The 22,710-nt window shown below is 68.5% G+C and carries 20 protein-coding genes, 2 tRNA genes and 1 pseudogene; 13 read left to right on the forward strand and 10 right to left on the reverse strand.

Annotated elements, in window-relative coordinates; all coding sequences use genetic code 11:
- The first annotated feature begins 55 nt into the window (after positions 1 to 55).
- Complete coding sequence (locus ABLG96_RS04820; protein ID WP_353650267.1) at positions 56 to 499, forward strand: TIGR03668 family PPOX class F420-dependent oxidoreductase; 444 nt, start codon at positions 56 to 58, stop codon at positions 497 to 499.
- Between the two features lie 39 nt (positions 500 to 538).
- Here ABLG96_RS04820 and ABLG96_RS04825 read toward each other — a convergent pair.
- The 7 genes and pseudogenes from ABLG96_RS04825 to ABLG96_RS04855 all read right to left on the reverse strand — a co-directional run.
- A pseudogene (locus tag ABLG96_RS04825) lies at positions 539 to 825 on the reverse strand (LLM class flavin-dependent oxidoreductase); the annotation flags it as partial.
- Positions 826 to 864: 39 nt separating this feature from the next.
- On the reverse strand, positions 865 to 1,695 hold the full coding sequence (locus ABLG96_RS04830; protein WP_353650268.1) for an ATP-binding cassette domain-containing protein: 831 nt from the start codon (positions 1,693 to 1,695) through the stop codon (positions 865 to 867).
- On the reverse strand, positions 1,692 to 2,579 hold the full coding sequence (locus ABLG96_RS04835) for an ABC transporter ATP-binding protein (RefSeq protein WP_353650269.1): 888 nt from the start codon (positions 2,577 to 2,579) through the stop codon (positions 1,692 to 1,694). The genes ABLG96_RS04830 and ABLG96_RS04835 overlap by 4 nt, the downstream gene beginning before the upstream one ends.
- Positions 2,576 to 3,460 (reverse strand): ABC transporter permease, encoded by an 885-nt coding sequence (locus tag ABLG96_RS04840; RefSeq protein WP_353650270.1) that lies wholly within the window; start codon positions 3,458 to 3,460, stop codon positions 2,576 to 2,578. The genes ABLG96_RS04835 and ABLG96_RS04840 overlap by 4 nt, the downstream gene beginning before the upstream one ends.
- Positions 3,457 to 4,527 (reverse strand): ABC transporter permease, encoded by a 1,071-nt coding sequence (locus ABLG96_RS04845; protein ID WP_353650271.1) that lies wholly within the window; start codon positions 4,525 to 4,527, stop codon positions 3,457 to 3,459. Before ABLG96_RS04845 ends, ABLG96_RS04840 begins: the two co-directional genes overlap by 4 nt.
- 79 nt (positions 4,528 to 4,606) lie before the next feature.
- Positions 4,607 to 6,184: an ABC transporter substrate-binding protein gene (locus ABLG96_RS04850; RefSeq protein ID WP_353650272.1), complete on the reverse strand. Its 1,578-nt coding sequence runs from the start codon at positions 6,182 to 6,184 to the stop codon at positions 4,607 to 4,609.
- Positions 6,185 to 6,353: 169 nt separating this feature from the next.
- Complete coding sequence (locus ABLG96_RS04855; protein ID WP_353650273.1) at positions 6,354 to 10,178, reverse strand: ABC transporter ATP-binding protein; 3,825 nt, start codon at positions 10,176 to 10,178, stop codon at positions 6,354 to 6,356.
- A gap of 166 nt (positions 10,179 to 10,344) precedes the next feature.
- Between ABLG96_RS04855 and ABLG96_RS04860 the strand changes: the two genes are divergently transcribed.
- From ABLG96_RS04860 to ricT, 5 genes are all read left to right on the forward strand, one after another.
- Complete coding sequence (locus tag ABLG96_RS04860; RefSeq protein WP_353650274.1) at positions 10,345 to 10,992, forward strand: class I SAM-dependent methyltransferase; 648 nt, start codon at positions 10,345 to 10,347, stop codon at positions 10,990 to 10,992.
- A 25-nt stretch (positions 10,993 to 11,017) separates the two neighbouring features.
- Positions 11,018 to 11,737, forward strand: coding sequence for an HAD family hydrolase (locus tag ABLG96_RS04865; RefSeq protein ID WP_353650275.1), 720 nt, complete (start codon positions 11,018 to 11,020; stop codon positions 11,735 to 11,737).
- A gap of 127 nt (positions 11,738 to 11,864) precedes the next feature.
- Positions 11,865 to 12,101, forward strand: a complete 237-nt coding sequence (locus tag ABLG96_RS04870) for a hypothetical protein (RefSeq protein ID WP_353650276.1) — start codon at positions 11,865 to 11,867, stop codon at positions 12,099 to 12,101.
- Between the two features lie 10 nt (positions 12,102 to 12,111).
- The gene (locus ABLG96_RS04875) at positions 12,112 to 13,323 is read left to right on the forward strand and encodes a DNA polymerase III subunit delta' (protein ID WP_353650277.1); all 1,212 of its coding nucleotides are present in this window, start codon (positions 12,112 to 12,114) and stop codon (positions 13,321 to 13,323) included.
- A 16-nt stretch (positions 13,324 to 13,339) separates the two neighbouring features.
- Positions 13,340 to 14,155 (forward strand): regulatory iron-sulfur-containing complex subunit RicT, encoded by an 816-nt coding sequence (ricT, locus tag ABLG96_RS04880; protein WP_353650278.1) that lies wholly within the window; start codon positions 13,340 to 13,342, stop codon positions 14,153 to 14,155.
- A gap of 159 nt (positions 14,156 to 14,314) precedes the next feature.
- Here the strand turns inward: ricT and ABLG96_RS04885 are convergent, their stop codons facing one another.
- Positions 14,315 to 14,842 carry a hypothetical protein gene (locus tag ABLG96_RS04885; RefSeq protein WP_353650279.1) on the reverse strand — a complete coding sequence of 176 codons (528 nt, stop codon included), beginning with the start codon at positions 14,840 to 14,842 and terminating at the stop codon, positions 14,315 to 14,317.
- Between the two features lie 22 nt (positions 14,843 to 14,864).
- Between ABLG96_RS04885 and ABLG96_RS04890 the strand changes: the two genes are divergently transcribed.
- The 4 genes from ABLG96_RS04890 to ABLG96_RS04905 all read left to right on the forward strand — a co-directional run bounded on the left by ABLG96_RS04890 (position 14,865) and on the right by ABLG96_RS04905 (position 17,922).
- Positions 14,865 to 15,971, forward strand: a complete 1,107-nt coding sequence (locus ABLG96_RS04890; RefSeq protein WP_353650280.1) for an Ig-like domain-containing protein — start codon at positions 14,865 to 14,867, stop codon at positions 15,969 to 15,971.
- A 62-nt stretch (positions 15,972 to 16,033) separates the two neighbouring features.
- Positions 16,034 to 16,606, forward strand: coding sequence for a DinB family protein (locus tag ABLG96_RS04895; RefSeq protein ID WP_353650281.1), 573 nt, complete (start codon positions 16,034 to 16,036; stop codon positions 16,604 to 16,606).
- A 54-nt stretch (positions 16,607 to 16,660) separates the two neighbouring features.
- Positions 16,661 to 16,733: transfer RNA gene (locus ABLG96_RS04900), tRNA-Thr, on the forward strand.
- 160 nt (positions 16,734 to 16,893) lie between these two features.
- The gene (locus tag ABLG96_RS04905; RefSeq protein ID WP_353650282.1) at positions 16,894 to 17,922 is read left to right on the forward strand and encodes a glutathione S-transferase family protein; all 1,029 of its coding nucleotides are present in this window, start codon (positions 16,894 to 16,896) and stop codon (positions 17,920 to 17,922) included.
- 26 nt (positions 17,923 to 17,948) lie between these two features.
- Here ABLG96_RS04905 and ABLG96_RS04910 read toward each other — a convergent pair whose 3' ends face one another.
- Positions 17,949 to 18,509, reverse strand: coding sequence for a MarR family transcriptional regulator (locus tag ABLG96_RS04910; protein WP_353650283.1), 561 nt, complete (start codon positions 18,507 to 18,509; stop codon positions 17,949 to 17,951).
- Between the two features lie 230 nt (positions 18,510 to 18,739).
- Here ABLG96_RS04910 and ribD point away from each other — a divergent pair, with 230 nt between their 5' ends.
- The gene (ribD, locus tag ABLG96_RS04915) at positions 18,740 to 19,825 is read left to right on the forward strand and encodes a bifunctional diaminohydroxyphosphoribosylaminopyrimidine deaminase/5-amino-6-(5-phosphoribosylamino)uracil reductase RibD (RefSeq protein ID WP_353650284.1); all 1,086 of its coding nucleotides are present in this window, start codon (positions 18,740 to 18,742) and stop codon (positions 19,823 to 19,825) included.
- A 36-nt stretch (positions 19,826 to 19,861) separates the two neighbouring features.
- Here the strand turns inward: ribD and ABLG96_RS04920 are convergent.
- A tRNA-Lys gene (locus ABLG96_RS04920) sits at positions 19,862 to 19,934 on the reverse strand.
- Positions 19,935 to 20,019: 85 nt separating this feature from the next.
- Between ABLG96_RS04920 and ABLG96_RS04925 the strand changes: the two genes are divergently transcribed.
- Together ABLG96_RS04925 and ABLG96_RS04930 are read left to right on the forward strand one after the other, a co-directional pair.
- Positions 20,020 to 20,625 carry a MarR family transcriptional regulator gene (locus ABLG96_RS04925; protein ID WP_353650285.1) on the forward strand — a complete coding sequence of 202 codons (606 nt, stop codon included), beginning with the start codon at positions 20,020 to 20,022 and terminating at the stop codon, positions 20,623 to 20,625.
- A 77-nt stretch (positions 20,626 to 20,702) separates the two neighbouring features.
- Positions 20,703 to 22,664, forward strand: coding sequence for an MDR family MFS transporter (locus ABLG96_RS04930; protein ID WP_353650286.1), 1,962 nt, complete (start codon positions 20,703 to 20,705; stop codon positions 22,662 to 22,664).
- The last annotated feature ends 46 nt before the right edge of the window (positions 22,665 to 22,710 follow it).

Here is a 22,710-nt window from a genome sequence, read left to right on the forward strand (position 1 = left end):
TGGGAGACCCGATGACCCACAACGACTTCAGCTGCTCGTGCGACGGGACACGCTGATGCGTCTGCTCGCCGAGGAGGCCCGGACCCGGTTCGCCCATGAGCGCGTGGCCCGGTTCGCCAGCGTGTCCGCGGCCGGCGTCCCGCACCTGGTGCCGATCACCTTCGCGGTGCTCGGTGACAGGGTCGTGTTCGTCGTGGACGACAAGCCCAAGAGCACGCAGGACCTGCGGCGCCTGGAGAATGTTGCGGCGCACCAGCAGGTCTGCGTGTTGGTGGACGTCTACGACGACGACTGGTCGCGGCTGTGGTGGGCCAGGGCAGACGGCGTCGCCTCGATCTCCGAGCATGACGACGAGGCGGTGGATGCGTTGGCCACCCGCTACCCCTACTACGTCGACCGCCGCCCGAGTGGGCCGGTGGTCGCCATCGATGTCAGTCGTTGGTCCGGCTGGGCGGCCGTGGATCCGGCGGCGCCTGGTGACGCCGCCGGTCCCGGCTGAGGAGCGAAGCCTCCGAGAGGTTCGTCGCTGCAACCGATCTCAGACTGCGTTGACCTTGGGGATGACGTCCTCGGTGAGCTGCGTCAGGTCGTCGAGCGTCACGGACATCGGCACGTCACGGAACGGCGACACAGCAGCGGCAGCGTCTTGTCCATCTCGTTCAGCTCCCGGACGATCTCGCCCTTCCAACGGGCGATGTCCGCGGGCGAATCCTGGATCCCGATCCAGCCGGACAGGCCCTACTTGGCGATCCGGCGCGCCGAACGCTTCGGGTCCTTCAGACCGCTGAAGAAGATCGGCGGATGCTGCCTCTGGATCGGCTTGTGCGGGCGCCGAGGAAAATGCACAGCCGGCGGCGGCCCGCATCAGTCCTCCAACTCGAGAACCTCGGGCAGCGTTCCGAGTCCGTCGGCCTTCGGGATCGCGGCCAGCAGCCGGCGAGTGTAAGGCGCCTGGGGATCAGACCAGATCTGCTGTGTCGGGCCCTGTTCGACCACCGTGCCGGCCCGCATCACCACCACCCGGTCGGCGATCAACCGGACCACCGCGAGATCATGGGAGATGAACAGCAGCGACGCGCCGGCACGGGCGGCGACGTCCTTCATCAGGGTGGCGATCTTGGCCTGCAGCGACGCATCGAGCGAGGCGATCGGCTCGTCGCCGATCAGCACGTCCGGCCCGGCAGCCACCGCGCGGGCGATCGCGATCCGTTGGCGTTGGCCGCCGGAGAACTCGTGCGGGTAGCGGGTCGCCACGTCGGCCGGCAGCTCCACCATCGCCAGCAGCTCGCCGACATCCGGTGCGGTACTCGGGTGGATCTGCCTGGCCAACTCGATCTGCGCGCGGATCGTCCGGCGGGGATTGAGCGACGCGTACGGGTTCTGGAACACCATCTGGATACGTTGCAGCGCAGCCGGTCTGCGGCGCAGGCCGAGCGGCGGCACCGGTGCGCCGCGGAAGTGGATCTCGCCGGCGGTGAGCGGCTCGAGGCCGCAGATCGCCCTGGCCAGCGTCGACTTCCCGCAGCCGGATTCACCGACCAGCCCGACGGTCTCACCGGGAGCCAGTCTCAGCTCCACCCCGTCGACGGCGCGCAACGGGGACGCGCCGGGACGCCGGTAACTGACGACAGCTCCGGCCACTGTCAGCAGGTCGGCGGTGTCCGTTCCCTCAGCGGGCTCCGCGGCGGCCGTCATCGCACCTCCTGGTGGTCGGGCAGGGAGTCGATCAGCGAGCGAGTGTACGGGTGCTGCGGGGTGCGGATGACGTCGTAGCGCGAGCCGGACTCGACGACCTTGCCGTGGCGCATCACGGCGATGGTGTCGGCGAGGGACGACATCACCGCCAGGTCGTGCGTCACCAGGATGATGCCGATCCCGAGATCGTCGCACAGGCCGCGCAGCAGCCGCAGGATCCCGGCCTGCACCGTCACGTCCAGCGCGGTGGTCGGCTCGTCCGCGATCAGCATTCGCGGGTCGCAGGCCAGGGCCGACGCGATCGCCACCCGCTGGAGCTGGCCGCCGGAGAACTGGTGCGGGTACTTGCCGAGGGCGGCCCGTGGCTCCGGGACCCTGACCTTCTCGAGCAGCTCGGTCGCCCGATCGCGGGCCTCGCGCCTGGACAGTTTCAGGTGATGGCGGACGTGGTCGGTCAACTGGGTGCCGATGGAGAGCATCGGATGCAGGCTGGCCGTCGGATCCTGGAAGATCGCGGCGATGTGCTTGCCGCGCAGCTTGTTCAACTCCCGCTCCCGCAGACCGACCAGCTCGCGGTCGTCGTAGCGGATGCTGCCGGACACCTGGGCTGCAGCCGGTTGCAGGCCGAGGATCGTCATCCCCGTCATGGTCTTGCCGGAGCCCGATTCGCCGGCCACTCCGGTCACCTGACCGGAAGGTGCGACCAGGTCCACCCCGTCGAGGATCTGCGCGGTGCCGATCTTCAGTCGCAGGCCCGAGATGCGGATCCCGTCGGTGGCGGGGGCCGGAGCAGCGGTGGAGCTGGTGGCCGTGGCCGGGGTTACCGTCACGACTCCCTTGTCGAGATCGATCGGGGCGCCGGGGAACTGCTGGGATTCGCTCATATCGCACGTCCCGTGGTGGCCCGGCGCGAGCGCGGGTCGAGGGCGTCCCGCAGTGAGTCACCCAGGAAGTTGAACGCCATCACGATGGTCAGGATCGCCAGCCCCGGGAACGTCGCGATCCACCAAGAGGAGAAGTTGTCGACGCCGTCGGAGACCATGGCTCCCCACTCGGGGGTCGGGGGCACGCTGCCGAGACCCAGGAACGACAGCCCCGACAGCAGCAGCACCGCGTTGCCGAAGTCCAGCGTGGCGAGCACCAGGATCGGCGCCGCGATGTTCGGCAGGATGTCGCGGGTGAGCGAGCGGATGACGCCCACCCCCAGCAAGCGGTTGGCGATCACGTACTCGCTGTTGCGTGCGCCGAGCACCAACGATCTGGTGACGCGGGCGTACTGCGGCCAGCTCACCAACAGGATGGCCAGTACCGCATTCTCCAGGCCGGGCCCGAGCGCGGCGGTCACCACCATCGCCAGGATGATCGTCGGGAAGGCGAACACCAGATCGGCGATCCGCATGATGATCTCGTCGACCGCCTTGCCGAAGTAGCCCGCCAACGCGCCCAGGACGGTGCCGATCAGCATCGACAACACCACGAGCAGGATCGACAGCGGCAACGTCACCCTGGCCCCGGCGATCACCCGCGACAGCACGTCGCGGCCGAGCGAGTCCGTACCGAACAGGTGCGCTCCCGAAGGTGCCTCCAGGCGCGGCGCGGTCTGCGCCAGCGGATCCTGTGGTTCCAGCAGTGCACCGAAGATGGCCACCACCAACCAGATCGCGACGATCAGCAGTCCGATCACGGTCAGCGGTTGCCGCCACGCCATCGGCCAGCGGATCAGTCGACGCTTCGCCACGAACTCGGGCTGCAGGGGTTCGGTCATCGGTTGCGCACCCTCGGATCGATGACGCCGTACAGCAGGTCGACGACGAAGTTGATGGCGATGTAGGTGACGCCGACGACGATGCCGACTCCCATGATGGCCTGCAGGTCGAGCGTCGTGGCTGCCTTGAAGGCATACTGCCCCAACCCGTTCCAGGCGAACACGGTCTCGGTGAGCACCGCGCCGGAGAGCAGCGAGCCGAACGTCAACCCGACGACGGTGAGGATCGGCAGCAGCGCACCCCGCAGGATGTAGCCGAAGGTGACCCGGCGGGCGCTGAGCCCCTTCGCCCTGGCGGCGGTGATGTAGTCGTTGCCGAGCACGTCGAGCACGGCTGTCCTGGCGAACCGCGCCAACAAGCCGACCGTGTAGAGCACCAGCACCGAGGCCGGCAGGATCAGGTGCCCGACGGCGTTCCAGAACACCTTGGGGCGCCCGGCGATCAGTGCATCGATCGTGTAAAAGCCGGTGTGGTCCTTCGGCGGAGTGAACTGCGGGTCCAGGCGGCCGGAACCCGGGAACCAGCCGAGTTTGTAGAACAGCAGGTAGTAGACGATCAGCGCGAGCCAGAACGTCGGGGTGGAGATGCCGATGATGCTGACCACCCGCACCGCCTGGTCGACGAACTTCCGCTGTCGCAGCGCCGCCCACAGGCCGAGGCCGACGCCCAGCACCGAGGCGGTGATCAACGCGGTCAGGGCGAGTTCCGCAGTCGCCGGGAAGGCCGACCCCAGATCTTTCGCGACCGGGTTGTGGGTCTGCGTCGAGTCCCCGAAGTCCAGTTGCGCCAACCGTGACAGGTAGATGACGTACTGCTGGGGGAGCGGCTTGTCCAGGCCGTACTTCGTGTTGAACGCGGCGACGGCAGCGGGGTCCGACGAGGCCCGCTCGCCCAACGCCGAGGCGGCCGGGTTCGACGGCACCAGGTTGGTCAGGATGAACGTGATCAGGGTGACGCCCAGGATCAGTAGCAGGCTGACGCCCAGTCGTACGACGACGTAGAGGAGCAGGGGGTGCCGAGCGCGCAGACCGCGCGGCCGGTCGTCCTGCGGCGACGTCGCAGCCATCGACGCGGTGGTCTCGGGAGCCGACCCCGCCGGGTCCGCGGTCACGGATCCGGCGGGGGGCATGCGCTGTTCAGGCACGTCAGGAGATCGACGCGAAGTCCAAGCCCCAGATGGGGTTGACGACGACGTTGCTCAGCGACGAGGAGACCACGGTGTTGTCCGCGGGCTGGAACAGCGGAATGAACGGACCCTCGACGTTGAGTTGCTTCTGCAGGGCGACGTAGGCCGCGGCGCGGGCGTCGTCGCCGCTGGCCTCGGCCGCTGCGGTGGCGAGCTTCGTCGAATCCGGCGCCATCGACTCCGCCCAGGCCGCCCGCTTGCCCAGGCTCTGGCCCGGAGCGAAGACGAGGTAGTCGGCGGGGTCCGGGTAGTCAGCACCCCAGTACGCGACGCCGGCCTGGGTCTTACCGCTGCGGAAGGAGTCCAGCGAGGTCGAGCTCGGCTGCGGGTTGAGCTTCAGCTTGACGCCGATCGCGGCTGCCTGCTGCTCGATGGCCTGCGCGACGTCGCCGATCTTGACACCGCCGACGGCCACGTCGGAGGAGTACAGGATGGAGATCTCCTCGCCCTTGTACTTTGATTCGGCGAGCAGCGACTTGGCCTTGTCGACGTCGTAGGCATTGTTGTCGTCCTTGTCGAGCGCACCCAGGAAGCTCAGTGGGACCAGACCACCGGGCTGCGCGGATCCGGTACCGGCCAGCTTGAGCAGGTCGGCGTAGTTGATCGCATGCCGCATGGCCTGGACGAACTTGGCGTCAGCTGCGGTCTTGCCGAAGGCAGCGTCCATGTTGAACCACATGAAGATCGTGGTGGTGCTGGCACTGGCGATCACCTTGGTCTTGCTGGTGTCGAGCGAGGCGATGTCGTCGGGGGAGAGCGAGAACGCGACCTGTGCGGTCCCGGCCTGGATGTTGACCTTCTGGGTGGCGCCCGGGACGTTCGACATCACGACGCGGCCGTAGGCGGGCTTGGTGCCCGGGTAGTTGGGGTTGGTCTTGAAGATCACCTGGGACTGCACGTCGTAGGTGTCGATCATGTACGGACCGGAGCCGGCCGAGGTGGTGTTGAGGTAGTTCTCGGCGGCGTCCTTGGCGTCCATCGTCCCGCCGTTCGCCTTGACCGCCTTGGAGTTCACGATCCCCAGCGACGGGTTCGGCAGGATGAACGGCAGCTGCGGATTGGCGGTCTTGCTGGTCAGCGTGACGGTCTTGTCGTCGACCTTCGCAGCGGTCACGCCGTCGAGCAGGAACGACGGGTTGCCGGCGATGCCCTGCACCCGCTGGTAGGAGAAGACGATGTCGTCTGCGGTGACGGGGGTGCCGTCGGAGAATGTGTGGGTGCCCTCCAGCGTCAAGGTCAGCACCTTGTTGTCCGCCGAGAGCTTGTATGAGGCGATGCCGGGGACGATCTTCTTGACGTCGGCGCCGTCGTAGTTGAGCGCGGTCTCGTAGACGGCGTGGTCGACGACCGATCCGGTGAGCTCGAACGCCCGCGCGGGGTCGGAGGTCTTCAGGTCGAACGCATCGTTGACGACCAGCGTCTTCGCGTCGTCGGAGGCCCCGCCGGACGTGCCCGAGTCAGCGGAATCGCTGCCGCAGGCACTCACCAGCAGGGCGGCAGCGATGGAGACCGCCACCAGGGAACGAACTCGCTTCATGTCACTCCTGTTCGAAGATCCGCAGTCCGACGCCTGTCCAGCAGGGGAGGCGTCGCGCGGAGGTGTACCCCGACGTGTACAAATGGGCAGCTTAGGACCGCAGCGAGCAACTACGCGCAACCGAGCCGGAGATTTACCAGCCCGTTACGTGACCGGGGCCGTGCGCCGGTCAGCGTTCCCGCTCGCCGTAGAGCGCCGCGTAGGCGCCTTCCCGGCCGAGCAGCTCGGCGTGGGCACCGATCTCGACCACCCGGCCGTGCTCCATCACGATGATGCGATCGGCGCGTTCCGCAGTGGCCAGCCGGTGCGCGACGACGATCGTGGTGCGTCCGGTGGCGAGCTCGTCGCTGCCCTGCAGCACTGCCAGCTCCGCTGCCGGGTCCAGGGCCGCTGTTGCCTCGTCCAGCAGCAGGATGGCCGGGTCGACCAGGTGCGCTCGCGCCAGCGAGACGAGCTGCCGTTGACCGGCGGCCAGGTTGCGCCCCCGCTCGGCGATCCGGTGGTGGAAGCCGCCGGGCAGGGTGCCGATCACCTCCAGCGCGCCGACGGATCTGGCCGCTGCCTCCACCTCCGCGTCGGTGGCCTCCGGGCGGCCGTAGGCGATGTTGTCGCGGATCGTCCCGGAGAACAGATGGGGCTCCTGCGGGACGACGGCCAGGTGCCGACGGTAGGACTGCAGCTCGAGCGTGCGCAGGTCGGTCCCGTCGATCAGCACCGCACCTTCGGTGACGTCGTAGTACCGGGCGATCAGCTTGACGAGGGTCGACTTGCCTGCGCCGGTGGCGCCCACGACGGCCACTGTCTCACCGGGGACGAAGCGGAACTCGAGATCCTGCAGCGCCCACGGGGTGTCCGGTGCGTACCGGAAGGAGACCCCGCGCAGGTCGACCTCGCCGGAGACGTCCGCGAGGACAACAGGATTGCGCGCCGGCGGCACCGACGTCGGTGTGTTGAGCAGCTCGTCGATCCTGCGGAGGGAGACCGCGGCCTGCTGGTAGCCGTCGAAGACCTGTGACAGCTGCTGGATGGGGGTGAAGAAGTTGTTGAGGTACAACACGAATGCCAACAGGGTGCCCGCGGTGAGGGTGCCGGCCGCGACCTGCGTCGATCCGACCAGCAACGTGCCGGCGGAGGCGAGGTCGGCGAGGAACGCGACGAACGGGAAGTACAGCGCGATGGCCACCTGGGCTCGCATCCGCGTGCGGCGGTAGGCATCCGACTTCTCCGAGAAGCGGCGGGAGTTGCGACCCTGCCGACCCAGCGCCTGGGCGACGCGCAGTCCCGCGACGTTCTCCTGGAGGTCGGCGTTGACCTCCGCGGATTGTTCCCGGGCCTTGGTGTACTGGGCGGCGCTGTAGCGGCGGAAGAAGAACGTCGCGACGACCAGCACCGGCAGGGCCGCGAAGGCGACCAGCGCCAGCCCGGCATTCATCACCAGCAGCGCGATCGCGATCGCCGCGAACGTCGCGATCGACACCAGCGCCTGCACCAGGCCGGTCTGCAGGAACGACGACAGGGCATCGACATCGGTCGTCATCCGGGTCATGATCCGGCCGGCCATCTCGCGCTCGTAGTAGTCGAGACCCAGCCGCTGCAGATGCCGGAAGGTCCTGGTGCGCAGGTGGAACAGCACCGATTCGCCGGCGCGGGCGGTGATGATCGCCTGCCCGCGTTGGATCAGGTAGTCCAGCAGCACGACGACGGCGGCGATGCAGGTCAGCAGCAGCACCGTCGACATCGCGGCCGGCCTGACGCCGTGGTCGATCCCGGCGCGCAGCAGCGCCGGCAGCGCCGCCCCGGTGGCGGCGCCGAGCGCGACCAGCACCACAGCAGTCAGCATCAGTCCCTTCACCGGTGCCAACGCAGAGCGCAGCGAGAAGGTGCTCTGCTCGGGATCGGCCGCGGACCCGGCAGCACGGCCGGGCAGAGTTCCGGTCGCCGCAGGCGATTCGGGTTCGTCGAGCGCCGGGGGCAGCGCCCGGATCTTGGCGGCCAGATCGGGAGTCAGCGGCGCGGACGCCATCTCGCCCACTGCGCCACCGCGTCCCCCGGTACGTCCACCCGATTTACCGGCCACCGGCTCTCGGGCGGTCGCGTCCAGCACGAGTTCGGCCGGGTCGTCTTCCGAGCGCCCCGGCTCGTCCGGCCAGAGGGCCTGCGTGATGCCGTCCGGCCCCGGCAGCAGGCTCTCCGGCGCCTCGTGCAGGTCCGAGCCCAGCAGCCGGCGGAACAGCGCGCAGCGCAGCGCGAGTTCCTCCTGGGTGCCGTGGTCGACCAGCCGGCCGCGGTCCATGACGGCTACCGTGTCGGCCAACCCGAGCGTCGAGCGCCGGTGGGCGATCAGGATCGTCGTCCGGTCGGCCGTCACGCGGTGCAGCGTCTGCAGGATGGCTGCCTCGGTCGACGGATCCACGGCGCTGGTGGCGTCGTCCAGGATCAGCACCCGCGGATCAGTGATCATCGCCCGCGCCAACGCCAGACGCTGACGTTGACCGCCGGAGAGGGTGAGCCCGCGCTCGCCGATCACGGTGTCGAACCCCTCCGGCAGGGCGGCGATGAACCCGTCCGCCTCGGCGGCCACCGCAGCCTCGCGCACCTCCGCGTCGGTGGCGTCCGGACGGCCGTAGCGGATGTTGTCGCTGATGCTCGCCGAGAACAGGAACGCCTCCTCGAACACCACCCCGACGGTTGCTCGCAGCTCAGCGAGGCGCAGGTCGCGGAGGTCGCGCCCGCCGATCCGCACGCTGCCCTCCGATGGTTCGTAGAACCGGGGCAACAACAACGACAGCGTGGACTTGCCGGAACCGGACGGGCCGATCACCGCTACCGTCGAACCAGCCTGGACGTGCAGGGAGAACCGTTGCAGCACGACGGCTTCGGCCGAATAGCCGAACGACAGGTCATCGAACCGGACGTCCAGCGGGCCGGGCGGTACCGGGAGCGGTTCGGCGGGATCGACGATCGAGGCGTCGAGGTCGACGATCTGCAGCACGCGGTCCACCGCAGCGCCGGCCTGCTGGCCGATCGAGAACAGCATCACGATGAAGCGGGTCGGCCCGACGAGCGAGGCGACGTAGAGGGTGAAGGCCACGAACGTGCCCAGGCTGATCCGTCCGTTGATGGTCAGCCAGCCCCCGAGCAGCAGCACCAGCACCTGACCGAACGTGGTGACGCTCACCAACAGGTTGGTGCGTGCGGTGATCCGCGCGGCGCGCAGCCGGAAGCGGTACAGCGTGCGGGCCGCGGCGCTCAGTTTGGCGACCTCGCGGTCCTCCTGGCCGAAACCCTTGACCACCCGCACCCCGGTGACGTTCTCCTCGACCACGTCGGCGACGTCGGCGGCCGCCTGTTGGGCGATCCAGTTGGCCGGCAGCAGTTGGTCGCGGAAGGTGCGCAACAGCACGATCCCGGCCGGCACGACCAGCACCGCGGTGAGCGTCAGCAGCGGCGATAGCACGATCATGATGACGAACGACACGACGGCCAGGGCGATCTGGCCGAATGCCATCGGTGCGATGGACATCAGTCCCTGGACGAGCTGCAGGTCGGAGTTGGCCCTGGAGACCACCTGGCCGGTGCGGAGGCTGTCCTGGCCAGGGCCGTCCAGCCGCTGGATCGCAGTGAAGACGTCCTGCCGGAGGTCGTGCTGCACGTCGAGGCTGAGCTTGCCCGCCGCCCAGCGACGCAGGAACGTGGTGCCGAACAGCGCGACGGCCACCGCGACCAGGCCGAGGATCGCCCAGTGCGACGCCGAGGGGCGCCCCTGGGTGACGTCGTCGACCACCGCCCTGGTGAGCAGCGGGGTGAGCGCGTTGATCGCGAGCGAACCCGAACCGACGACCGTCATCCCGGTGACGAACGGATAGCGACGGCAGTAGCGCAGCAGCCGGCGGATCCAGCCCGGCCCACCCGGCGCCCGCGCCGGGTGCTCCGGTGACCGTTCGGGGCCCGTCGCCTGCTCTTGGAGATGGTCGTCGGGTCGGGTCACAGTCACTCTGGGGAGGGTAGACCCGGCCACCGACGGCGGGTCGTCTGCGATCTGGGTAGCGTGACCCGGAGCGGAAGCTTGCCGCACCCGGTGGGCACCTGCTCCCGGCGCGCGCGAGAAGCGGCGCCGCGGGGTCGGCACACGTGATCAGGAATGAGAAGGAGGTCGGCAGGTGCCGGAAGGTGGCGAGTACGCCGAGGACTACTACGCGATGTCCCGGTCCGGGGAGGGCGCCAAGGGGGTCGTCGACACCGTCCGCGACCGGTTCATCCGTCGGCAGGTGCTGCGCCGCGTTCCGGGCGGGCGGTTGCTCGACGTCGGCTGCGGACTGGGCTTGTTCCTGGAGGCGATGAGGCCGGAGTTCGCGTCGTTCGGGGTGGACATCTCCGACTATGCGGTCCGGGCCTGCGCGGAACGTCTTCCCGACGCGCAGGTGCGGGTGGCCAGCCTGATCGAGGGTCTGCCGGATGACGGCGCGTTCGCCGGTGAGTTCGACGTGATCACCGCGATCAACATCGTCGAGCACCTCGAGGACCCGTGGGCCGGTGTGGCAGCGGTGCGTGCTCGGTTGCGGACGGGAGGGCTGTTCGTCATGCACCTGCCCACCATCGGGAATGCGGTGCAGGCCAGGATGTATGCCGGTTCCTACGACCAGGACCCGACGCACATCTACCGGCCGAGCGGACGCGCTGCGTCCGCACTGGTCGAGGAGTGCGGGTTCGTCCAGGAGTTCGGTACCTTCGCGCCGTTCGTCGGGGCGCCGGTGTGGCGGGTGCTGCCGTGGCACCCGGCATACCTCGGGATCTACCGTGCGATCTGAGCGCCCATCGACCGCGAAGGGTGCAGTGTCGCAACGCATCTCGGCGCTGATCCTCGACCTCGATGACACCCTGATCGACACCCGTGCGGCGATGGTCGAGGCCGGAACGCTGGTGGCGAAGGACCTCTGGCCGGATGCGGATCCCCGACGGTGGCGGGGATTCGGCGAGCGCTACTGCTTCGACCCGCAGCAGTTCTACGAGCGGTACGCCCGCGGCGAGATCGAGTTCATGGAGATGCGCAGGCTCCGGTTCGAGGAGACCAGGGGCCACCACGAGCTGGCAGACGTGGGTGATCGGTTCTCCACCTTCGAGACCGACTACTGGTCGGCGTTCGAGAAGTCGCAGGCCCTGTTCGACGACACGCTCGAGCTGCTGGACGCGGCCGACGACGCCGGACTGCCGATGTCGCTGGTGACGAACTCCTCCCAGCTGCTCGCGGACATGAAGGTCCGCATCTCCGGTCTCGGTTCCCGCTTCGTCTCCGTCCTGACCACCGGTACCTACGGCATCGGCAAGCCGGACCGGCGACTGTTCGACCATGCCAGGACCGACCTCGGTGTTCCCGCGGCGGAGATCCTCTCGGTGGGCGACCACCTCGGCCGCGACATCACGCCCGCCGTGCAGCTCGGCATGCAAGCGGCGTGGCTGGTCCGCTCCGACAGCCACCAGAGCGTGCCGGACAATCTGGACGAGCGGGTGCAGGTGGTGGCCACGCTGGGCGAAGTGGTGGCTCTGCTCGGCTGACCTGCCCTGTTCGCGGCCCCGGTAGGCCGGAGAACGACGACGGGGTGCGGCAGCTCGCCCGGCCCCGGATTCATCGCATCCCGTCGAACGCTCACGGTGACCGCCGGCCCTGCCCTACCTTGGCGCCATGAACCCATCTGTTCCCGCCTGCCCGAGTTGCGGTTCGACCGACGGGTTTGATGCCGGATACCTCCCGGACAGCCAGCCGGGCGGCATGATCGTCGGGCGGTGGATGCCGGGCGTCCCCGAGTTCGGTCTGCTCAAGGGGCTCAAGTGGCGGGGCCGGGTGCATCTGGAGGTCAGGGCCGATCGGTGTCGCCGGTGCGGGCTGCTCGCGCTCTACGCTGTCGGTCCCGCTCGGTAGGTTCATTGCCATGAGCGCACCCACCGTCGACGTGCCGGCCGGGGTCTGGCTCGACGTCGTCGGCCAGCCGGGGGCAGTCGACGATCTGATGGCTGCGGTTGCGGCCACCCATGACGACCCTGGCGTGCCGACCTCCGCGATGACGCATGCCTGGTTGATCACCGGCCCGCCCGGCTCTGGCCGGTCGACCGCGGCGCGGGCGTTCGCCGCCGCACTGCAGTGCACGTTGCGGGGCTGCGGCCAGTGCCTCCACTGCCGCACGGTGCTGGCGGGCACCCATGCCGACGTGCGGACCGTCATCCCCGAGGGGCTGTCGATCTCGGTCAAGCTGATGCGGAAGGTCGTGCAGGACGCGTCCCGGCAACCGTCGACGGCGCGCCGACAGATCGTCATCATCGAGGACGCCGATCGGCTCACCGAGGGTGCGGCGAACGCGTTGCTCAAGATGGTCGAGGAACCGCCCTCGCACACAGTGTTCCTGCTGTGCGCCCCGTCCACCCACCCGGACGACGTGTCGGTGACGATCCGCTCGCGCTGCCGGGTGCTCGGACTGCGGGCCCCCTCGGTGACGGCGATCGCCGAGGTGCTCGTCCGGCGTGACGGGATCGAGCCGGAGACCGCGCGCTGGGCGGCCTCGGTCTGCGGCGGGCACATCGGTCGGGCCCGTAGGCTCGCCCGCGACGAGGGGGCCAGGTCCCGTCGCGAATGGGTGCTCGGGCTCGCGTCGATCCGGCGCCTCGGGCAGGCCTACGGCGCCGCCGAGCAGCTCGACAAGGACGCGAAGTCCGATGCAGGAGAGCAGCTCGCCGGTCGGAATGCCGGCGAGATCGAGGAGTTGAAGACCGCGCTCGGCGCCGGCGGTACCGGCAAGGGCGCAGCCGCCGCGGCCCGGGGCACGACCGGCATCGTCAAGGAGCTGGAGAATCGGCAGAAGACCCGGCAGACCCGCACCCAACGGGACATCGTCGACCAGGCCCTGATCGAACTGTCCGGGTACTACCGGGACGTCGTGGTGACGGCCGAAGGGGCGCGGGTTCCGCTGTCGCACCCCGACCGCTCCGAGCAGAGTGCGGCGGCGGCGGCCGAGATCGGCGCCGACGGCGGCCTTCGCAGGCTGGAAGCGGTGCTCGCCTGCCGGGAGGCGATCGAGATGAACGTCAAGCCCCAGATCGCCCTCGAAGCGCTGATGACGATCTTGTCCGGTGTGGGTCAGGGCCGCTGATGGCTAGGCTGCCGGGATGGGAATGCTCTGCGCGGTCGCCTTCTCGCCGAAGGGCCAGTTGCACTACGCGGACCCCGGTGAGCTCCAGCTCGAGGTCGGCGACCACGTTTTGGTGCCCACCGAGCAGGGGTCGGTCGCGGCGCAGGTGATGTGGGCGGCCGAGTACGTCTCGGACGACACCGAGGGTTTCCCGCGGCTGGTCGGGATGGCCACCGACGATGACCTGGTGGAGACGGAGCGGATCCGCCGGATCAAGGCCCGCACCATCGTCGCGACCCGCAAACTCGTGCGGGAGCACGACCTCGACATGAAGGTGTTGGCCGCCGATCCGCGACCCGCGGACAACAAGATCGTCATCTTCTACACCTCGCCGGACACGGTCGACTTCCGCTCCCTGCTGCGTGATCTGTCGGCCACCCTCGGCAGCCGGGTCGAGTTGCGTCAGCTCCCCGCCCGTGATGCGGTGCGGGTGACCGGCGCCATCGGCTCCTGCGGCCGGGACACCTGCTGCTCGACGTTCCTCAAGGATTACGAACCGGTGACCCTGGCCATGGTCCGTGACCAGGATCTGCCGACCAATCCGCTGCGCATCTCCGGTGCCTGCGGCAGGCTGATGTGCTGCCTGAAGTACGAGCACCCGCTGTACCAGGAGTTCAAGCGCGATGCGCCGCCGGTCGGGTCGAAGGTGACCACCCCGGACGGCGACGGGGTCGTGACGGCGCACTCGGTGCCGCGGGACGGTCTGGTCGTCAAGCTGTATGCCGACGGCTCGTCGCAGGTCTGCAGCAAGGCTTCGGTGTGCGCCTCCCGCAAGGCGTTCGACAGCCGCTGACGCAGGGGCCGCTGCACTGCCCGATCGGACCAACCGCCGGTGACCGTCCGCGATCGACCGGTTCTGCTGTCCGGTTCGGGTGGAACGTCGGTCATCTTTTCGAAGCATCGTTGCCGACTCGTGTCCGAAGCTGCGCAACCTTCGTCCGCCTGACGCGTATCAATGGGGTGAGGATCGGAGCAGTTCGATCCTGCACCGACGGACGCGTACGCCGAAGCGGTTTCGAATCAACCAGTGAGGAATTCCGATGGGCAGCACCAGGGGGGCGGCGGTCGCCGCGATGATGATCGGAGCAGCGCTACTGGCCTCGGCCTGCAGCACGTCCCCGATCGCGACCGACTCCGTCGGACGGAGCGCTGCCGCCGTTCCCTCCACCAGATCGTCTGTCGCCTCCACCACCACCGGTAGCAGCACGACAGCGGCACCGATCACCGTCCTCGATCCGAACGGATCTGCCAGGTCGTCATCGGCAAGGTCGTCGGCCCCGACGATCTCCGCCTCCACGACACCTGACACCGCTACCTCAGGCCCGAGCTCCGTCACTCCGGGGACGACGACTCCGGGGACGACTCCGGTGACGACGACTCCGGTGACCACGACTTCGGGGACGACGACTCCGGTAACCACGACTCCGGTGACTACGACTCCGGTGACCACGACTTCGGGGACGACGACTCCGGTAACCACGACTCCGGTGACTACGACTCCGGTGACCACATCCCTGAGGCCGGCCGTCAAGCCTGCGTCGGTGACGGCCGACCCGGCGTTCGGGTCGGAGACCGTCGGCCCGCTGCAGCCGCTGAGAGTCACGGCCGCCGGGGGCACGATCACCACGCTCGAGGTCCGCGCCGCGGACGGCAGCGCCATTGCAGGCTCGTTCACCGAGGACCGCACCAGCTGGACCTCGAACCAGCGGCTGCGGTACAGCGGCGTCTACACCGCAACCGGGGTCGCTACCGGCGCGGCGGGCACCGAGCCGGCCAGGATCGCCGGCACCTGGACGGTGTTCTCGGTATCGGACACCGTCAGTACCGGCATCACCCCGGACGAGGATGCGAAGGTCGGTGTCGCCTCGCCGGTGATCGTCCGGTTCGGTTACTACGCGAGTGACGAGCAGCGGGCTGAGATCCAGCGACACGTGAAGATCACCACCACGCCGAAGGTGGAGGGGGCCTGGGCGTGGTTCACCCACGACGGCGATGACTACGCCTCGCTCGACTTCCGTCCCAAGGACTTCTGGCCGGCCGGTATCGAGGTGACTGTCACGGTGGACCTGCTGGGAGTGCCGTTCGCGGACGGGATGTACGGCCCGCGCGACGTGGTGACCAGGAACTTCACCATCGGTCGCAACCGGGTCACCTACGCCGACCCGGACTCGAAGATCCTCACCGTGAAGGAATCCGGCAAGGTCGTGGCCCGGTACCCGATGTCGATGGGTCGCGGCGACGATGTCGGCGATCCCAACCTGGTGACCCGCTCGGGCATCCACATCGTCACCGACAAGAAGGCCGACACGAAGATGAGCAACCCGGCGTACGGCTACAAGGACCTCCCGGAGAAGTGGGCCGTCCGGATCAGCAACAACGGCGAGTTCATCCACCAGAACCTCGCCTCGGTCGACGTGCAGGGGAAGCAGAACGTCAGTCATGGCTGCATCAACCTCAATGCGAAGAACGCCAAGGCCTATTTCGGCAAGGCGATCTACGGGGATCCGGTCGTGGTGACCGGGACGAGCGTCAAGCTGAGCGCGTCCGACGGGGACTACTACGGTTGGGCCCTGAGCTGGTCGGAGTGGAAGTCCCACTCAGCGCTCTGAGCTCCGCGGACCCACTTGCGTCGTGGAGCGGCACTGTCGGAGGCGTGTGACAGCGTCACGCCATGCTGAACACCACCACCGAGTTCGATCCGGTCACCGTGCTGTCCGAGCAGCTCAGCTGGCACTTCGAGAACCGGGCCCGCCCGCGACTCGACGGCCTGACCGACGAGGAGCTGCACCGGGAACCGGTGGTCGACTGCTGGGGTGTCCGGCGGCGGTCCTCCCCGGAGCAGAAGGGCAGCGGTGACTGGACCATCGACTTCGGTCATCCGGCCCCCGATCCTGCTCCGGTGACGACCATCGGCTGGCGGCTCGCACACGTCATCGTCGGCGTGCTCGGGGCTCGTGCAGCGTCACACTTCGATGCCACCTTCAGTTGGGGGATCGCAGACTACGACGCGTGGCCCTACGCCGGAACAGCTGACGAGGCACTCGCCCAGCTGGATGCCACGTACGCGGCCTGGAGCGGCGGGGTACGTGGCCTGACGGTGGATGATCTGCACCGACGGGTGGGGCCCGCCGAGGGTCCGTGGGCCGAGCACTCGATGGGAGAGCTGGTGGCGCACATCAACCGCGAGGCCATCCACCACCTCGCCGAGATCGCCCTGCTGCGGGATCTGTATGCCCACCGCTGAGCCGCTGAGGGTGTGCAGGGGCGTTGGTTGCAGCCGGTAGACTTCTGCAGCGTTGCCGCCTTAGCTCAGTCGGTAGAGCATCTCACTCGTAATGAGAAGGTCTGGGGTTCGATTCCCCAAGGCGGCTCGGCACCGGAATGGCCCACGACCTTGTCATACAGGACGTGGGCCATTCTGCTACCGGGTCGGGGAGTGGATCAGAGCCCTCGCCGGGACATTCGGGGCAGCCGGGTGACGTGCCGTCGGACAGGAGTTGAACAGCCTCCCGAAGTGGCACAGTGGATGACATGACATCAAAGGGCGGGGAAGCAGGCTCGTACGTCACCGGCGGGAAGGAGTTCACCCGCGACACGAACTACATCGAGGACAGGATCACCCGTGACGGGGCGAGCGGCCATCCGGTCGAGCCCGGCCGGTACCGGCTCATCGCGGCCCGCGCGTGTCCCTGGGCGAACCGGACCATCATCGTCCGGCGCCTGCTCGGGTTGGAAGGGGTCATCTCGATGGGTCTCTGCGGCCCGACCCACGACAAGAACTCGTGGACCTTCGACCTCGACCCGGGCGGCAAGGACCCGGTGCTGGGCATCGAGCGCCTGCAGCAGGCCTACTTCCAGCGGTTCCCGGACTATCCGCGCGGTATCACCGTGCCCGCGATCGTCGACGAGCGCACCGGCGAGGTGGTCACCAACAACTACCCGCAGATCACCCTGGACTTCTCCACCGAGTGGACCGAGTTCCACCGCGAGGGTGCCCCGCAGCTGTATCCCGAGCACCTGCGGGAGGAGATCGACACCGTCAACAAGCGGGTCTTCACCGAGGTCAACAACGGTGTCTACCGCTGCGGTTTCGCCGGTTCCCAGGAGGCGTACGAGTCGGCCTACGATCGGCTGTTCACCGCGCTGGACTGGCTGACCGAGCGGCTGGAGAACCAGCGGTTCCTGGTGGGGGACACCATCACCGAGGCCGATGTCCGTCTCTTCACCACCCTCGCCCGGTTCGATCCGGTGTACCACGGCCACTTCAAGTGCAACCGCAGCAAGCTCACCGAGCTGCCGGTGTTGTGGGCCTACGCCCGCGACCTGTTCCAGACCCCGGGCTTCGGTGACACCACGGACTTCGTCCAGATCAAGCAGCACTACTACTTCGTGCACAGCGAGATCAATCCGACGCAGATCGTCCCGAAGGGCCCTGAGTTGCACGATTGGCTCTCCCCGCACGGCCGGGAAGCTCTGGGCGGCAGGCCTTTCGGTGAGGGAACGCCGCCAGGCCCTGTCCCGGTGAACGAGCAGGTGCCGGCCGGCCACGGCGCCGAGTGAGCTGACCCGGCCGTCCGGGCAGCCACTCAGTCGATCAGGTCGGGATGGATGTTGCGCGCATGCCGGTCGCGTTCCTCGGGCGGTCCGGCACCGATCAGCGTCCGCACGATGTCCTCGAGTGCGTCGAGTTGCCGCGGTGACAGCGGATCGAAGACGATCGACCGCACGATCTCGGCGTGCGACGGTGCGACCCGCTCGAGGGTGGCGAGCCCAGCGGGGGTGAGTGAGGCGTACTGCCCCCGCTTGTCGGCGCTGGACTGTTCGCGCCGCACCCAACCCAGATCCTCCAGCCGGGTGACCGCGTGCGAGAGCCGCGACTGGGAGAACCCGACCACCTCGGACAACTTGTTCATCCGCAGCCGCCGGTCCGGTGCCTCACTGAGCATCGCGAGGATCAGGTAGTAGGCGAAGGGCATGTCGCCACTGCGCTGCATGTCCCGTTCGATCTGGTCGTCCACCATCCGCGTCATCATCAGGAACGAGCGCCAGACATGCTGCTGACGATCCGTCAGCCAGGGTCCGGGAACGTCGATGACCGCCGGAGCTGGGGGCCGCTCGGGCTGCTGGGCCGTGGTGACGTCGTCCACCTGGTGTGTCCTCGCGATGTGATGGCAGCGACGCTGCTGGGCGGGTCGGACCACCCTCGCCCGGCGGCCTCCAGCGCGGCGGCTACTCCGGATGCTGTGCGCACAGGATAGGGCGCCGAACGCGACCGCGGGGCGACACGACGGGCGACCAGCCCTCTGGGTGACCGACGCCCTCCATGGCGCGGAGTGCCGTGGCGGACAGCACAGTGGGATCGGGCAGTATCGGCGTCATGACCGTCGTCCCGGGATCCGGCTCACTGCCTGTGCTGGACGCGGAGCGATCGGCGCTGGAGCGGGCGGCGGAGCTGGCCGCGAACGGGATCGGCCGTACGCTGCCCAATCCGGTGGTGGGATGCGTGGTGCTCGGCACGGACGGCTCCGTGGTGGGGGAGGGCTGGCACGAGCGGGCGGGGGGCCCGCATGCGGAGGTGAACGCGCTCGCTGACGCCGGCGTGCGGGCGCACGGAGGGACCGCGGTCATCACCCTGGAGCCGTGCAACCACACCGGCCGGACGGGGCCGTGCACCGAGGCGCTGATCGCGGCCGGGATAGAGCGGGTCGTGGTCGGAGCGCGAGATCCCTTCGAACCCGCTGCCGGCGGGGTGGAACGGCTGATCGCCGCCGGGATCCAGGTGATCGACGTGTCCGAGCTGGCGATCGGCGCGGTCGCCGCCGAGGTGAACCGGGTCTGGCTGACGTCGATGGCGAACCGGCGACCGTTCGTCACGCTGAAGACGGGGATGACGGTGGACGGTCGAGTGGCCGCCGTTGATGGCACCAGCAGATGGATCACCTCGGAGGCGTCCAGAGCGGACGTCCACCGGCTGCGCGCGGAGGTCGACACGATGATGGTCGGGATCGGCACCGTGCTCGCCGACGATCCGCGACTCACCGTCCGAGACCCGGGCGGGCTGGAGTCGGCGCGGCAGCCGCTCCGGGTGGTGGTCGACAGTACGGGCCGAACCCCTTCCGGTGCACAACTTTTGGCCGGGCCCGGGGACGCGCTCGTTGCCACCGCGACGAACTATCCCGGCCCAGGCGGCCGGGTCGACCTGGCCGCGCTGATGGCGGATCTGTTCACCCGCGGACGTCGCCACGTACTGCTCGAAGGTGGACCGAGGTTGGCCGCGGCTGCGTTGGATGCCCGGCTGGTGGACGACGTGGTCAGCTATCTGGCCCCGATCGTGCTGGGCGCCGGACCAGCCGCGGTGGAGGGGGGATCGGTGGCGACCCTGGCCGAGGCTCATCGTCTCGAGCTGCGGGACGTCACCCGATTCGGTCCCGACGTCCGGCTGAGCTTCACCGTCGCGCACTGACCTGCCGGAGCGGTCGGTGCTCCGATGCTGAGGAGGTGGGCCCCCCGGGGCTCGAACCCGGAACCAGCGGATTAAAAGTCCGATGCTCTACCGATTGAGCTAGAGGCCCTGACGCCGCAGAAGCCTACTTCATCTGTGGTGGCGCACCCGCCGCCCAGGAACGTGCCGGGATGGTCGGCACGACCACCCTTCTGATGACCAACATCACTCTGTTGAGCGATGCAACTACTGGACGGACGAGCGATACTTGCACGGCACAACTAGTTAGTGAGGGCAACAAGATGACCGGTCCGAGGATCGCGGACGCCGCGACGAGCAGCACCAGCGGGGTACCCGAACCCGAGGACATCCCTGGCGTGATGATGACGCTGATGCGTCAGCTCGTTCGCACCAAGCAGCAGCTGTTCCAGGGTGGGCACGAGGAGTCGCTGCCGATCCAGTTGATGTTCGCCATGCGGAAGCACGGGCCGCAGCGCAGCGGTGAACTGGCAGCGATCCTGCATGCCGACCCCTCGACGGTCTCCCGCCAGGTGGCGCTGCTGGTGCGCACCGGGTTGGCAAGGCGAGAGGCAGATCCGCAGGACGGCCGGGCGATCCACGTCGTCCTCACGGCTGCCGGGGTCCAACGGCTCGGCAAGCTCCGGGCAGCCGTCGACGGCTTGTTCGAGACGGTCGTGAAGGACTGGACGTCGCAGGAGCGGGCCGTGTTCGTCGAGCTGTTGCGGCGCTACATCGACAACTTCGCGGCCCGGGGCGACGACCTCATCGCCACCCTTGCCGAGGTCGCCACCGCTCCATGAAAACTTCGGACGCCATCTCCGACCGCGTCCCACGCCCATCCCGACACAGACCTCCTACCGAAGAACCCGGGGACACCATGACCACCACCACAGCCGCGAGCGGCGGCCGGCCGGCACCGGCCACCCAGACGGACTCAGCCGGGGGGCTGACCCACAAACAGATCTTGACCATCCTGGGCGGATTGATGGCGGGCATGTTCCTCGCCGCGCTCGACCAGACGGTCGTCTCGACCGCCATCCGCACCATCGCCGACGATCTCAACGGCATCAGCCTGCAGGCCTGGGTCACCACCGCCTACCTGATCACCAGCACCATTGCGACGCCGCTCTACGGCAAGTTGTCCGACATCTACGGCCGTCGCCCGTTCTTCCTGTTGGCCATCACCCTGTTCGTGATCGGCTCGGTCGCCTGCACGTTCGCCTGGTCGATGGAGTCGCTAGCGGCGTTCCGGGCCTTCCAGGGGCTCGGCGCCGGCGGTCTGTTCTCGTTGGCACTGGCCATCATCGGCGACATCCTCGCGCCTCGTGAGCGGGCCAAGTACCAGGGCTACTTCCTAGCCGTGTTCGGTACCTCCTCCGTGATCGGGCCGCTGGTCGGTGGCCTGTTCGCGGGCGCCCCCTCCATCCTGGGCATCACCGGCTGGCGCTGGGTCTTCCTGATCAACGTGCCGATCGGGGTAGTGGCGTTGGCCATCGTGTTCAAGGTCTTGCACATCCCGCACACCCCGCGTGAGCACCGCATCGACTGGTGGGGTGCTGTCGCGCTGATCGTCGGTCTGGTGCCGATGCTGCTGGTCGCCGAGCAGGGCCGTGAGTGGGGCTGGTCGTCGACCGCGTCGATCGTCTGCTACGTGCTGACCGTCGTCGGGCTGGCAGCCTTCATCCGGATCGAGTTCGCGATGGGCAACGACGCGCTGATCCCGATGCGGCTGTTCAAGGACAAGACGTTCTCACTGGTCCAGGGCTCCGGGATCCTCGTCGGCATGGCCATGTTCGGCGCGATCCTGACGATCCCGCTGTTCCTGCAGATCGTCCGGGGCGCCACACCGACCCAGTCCGGACTGCAGATGCTGGCCATGACGATCGGCATCATGAGCGCGTCGATCATCTCGGGTCAACTGACCGCGAAAACCGGCAAGTACAAGATCTTCCCGGTGCTCGGCCTGCCGTTGCTGATCATCGCGGCCGCGCTCTTCGCGCTCGTGTTGCAGACCGATTCCCCGAGCATCGTGCTGTGGGTTCTGATGTTCCTGATCGGATTCGGGATCGGCACCAGCATGCAGACCCTGACATTGGCGGCACAGAACGCGGTGCCGCCCACCGACATCGGTGTCGCCACCTCGACGGCGACCTTCTTCCGCCAGACCGGCGGCACAATCGGCGTCGCGGTGTTCCTCTCGCTGCTGTTCAGCAAGCTGGGCGACAACATCAGTACGCGGGTGACGACGGCATTCCAGAGCCAGGACTTCCTCGCTGCCGCCGCGCAGCAGGCCGGCTCGCAGGATCCGGCCGCCATCCGTGCGGTGGTCACCGGCTTCGGGCAGCAGATGTCCGCCGACACCTCGTTCCTGCAGCGGGTCGACCCCGTGCTGGCTCAGCCGTACCAGCTCGGTTTCGTCGACTCGATGCGTCCGGTCTTCCTGGCAGCGGCCGTGGTGGCCCTGCTGGCCTGGATCCTGATCCTGTTCATGAAGGAAGTTCCGCTGCGCACCATGTCCGCGCTCCAGGAGCGTCAGCAGGCAGAGGCCGAGGCTGCCGCCGTAGCGGCGGGTTCTGCGGGCGGGAACGCAGACGACGCCCTCGTGATGTCGAAGGACGACGAGCTGGTCGGTGTGGCATCCGCGTCGGGCGCGCCCACCGCTGCAGCCGCCGGCGAAACGTCCACCGCAGCGGCTGCCGGCACAGCACCCACCGGTGCGGTCGGCGACGGGACCGACGGTCCCCGCCACGGATCGGTGGACGCGGCTCATCCACTGCCGGAGGATCTCGGCGCCGTCGTGCATCCCGAGGAGCCGCCGAAGCACCGCGCCGACAGCTGAACCAGACGTCGCCAGCACTGCTGGGCCGGAGCCGGTCCTGCCCCCT

This window comes from Nakamurella sp. A5-74 (assembly GCF_040438885.1).
Taxonomy (GTDB): domain Bacteria; phylum Actinomycetota; class Actinomycetes; order Mycobacteriales; family Nakamurellaceae; genus Nakamurella.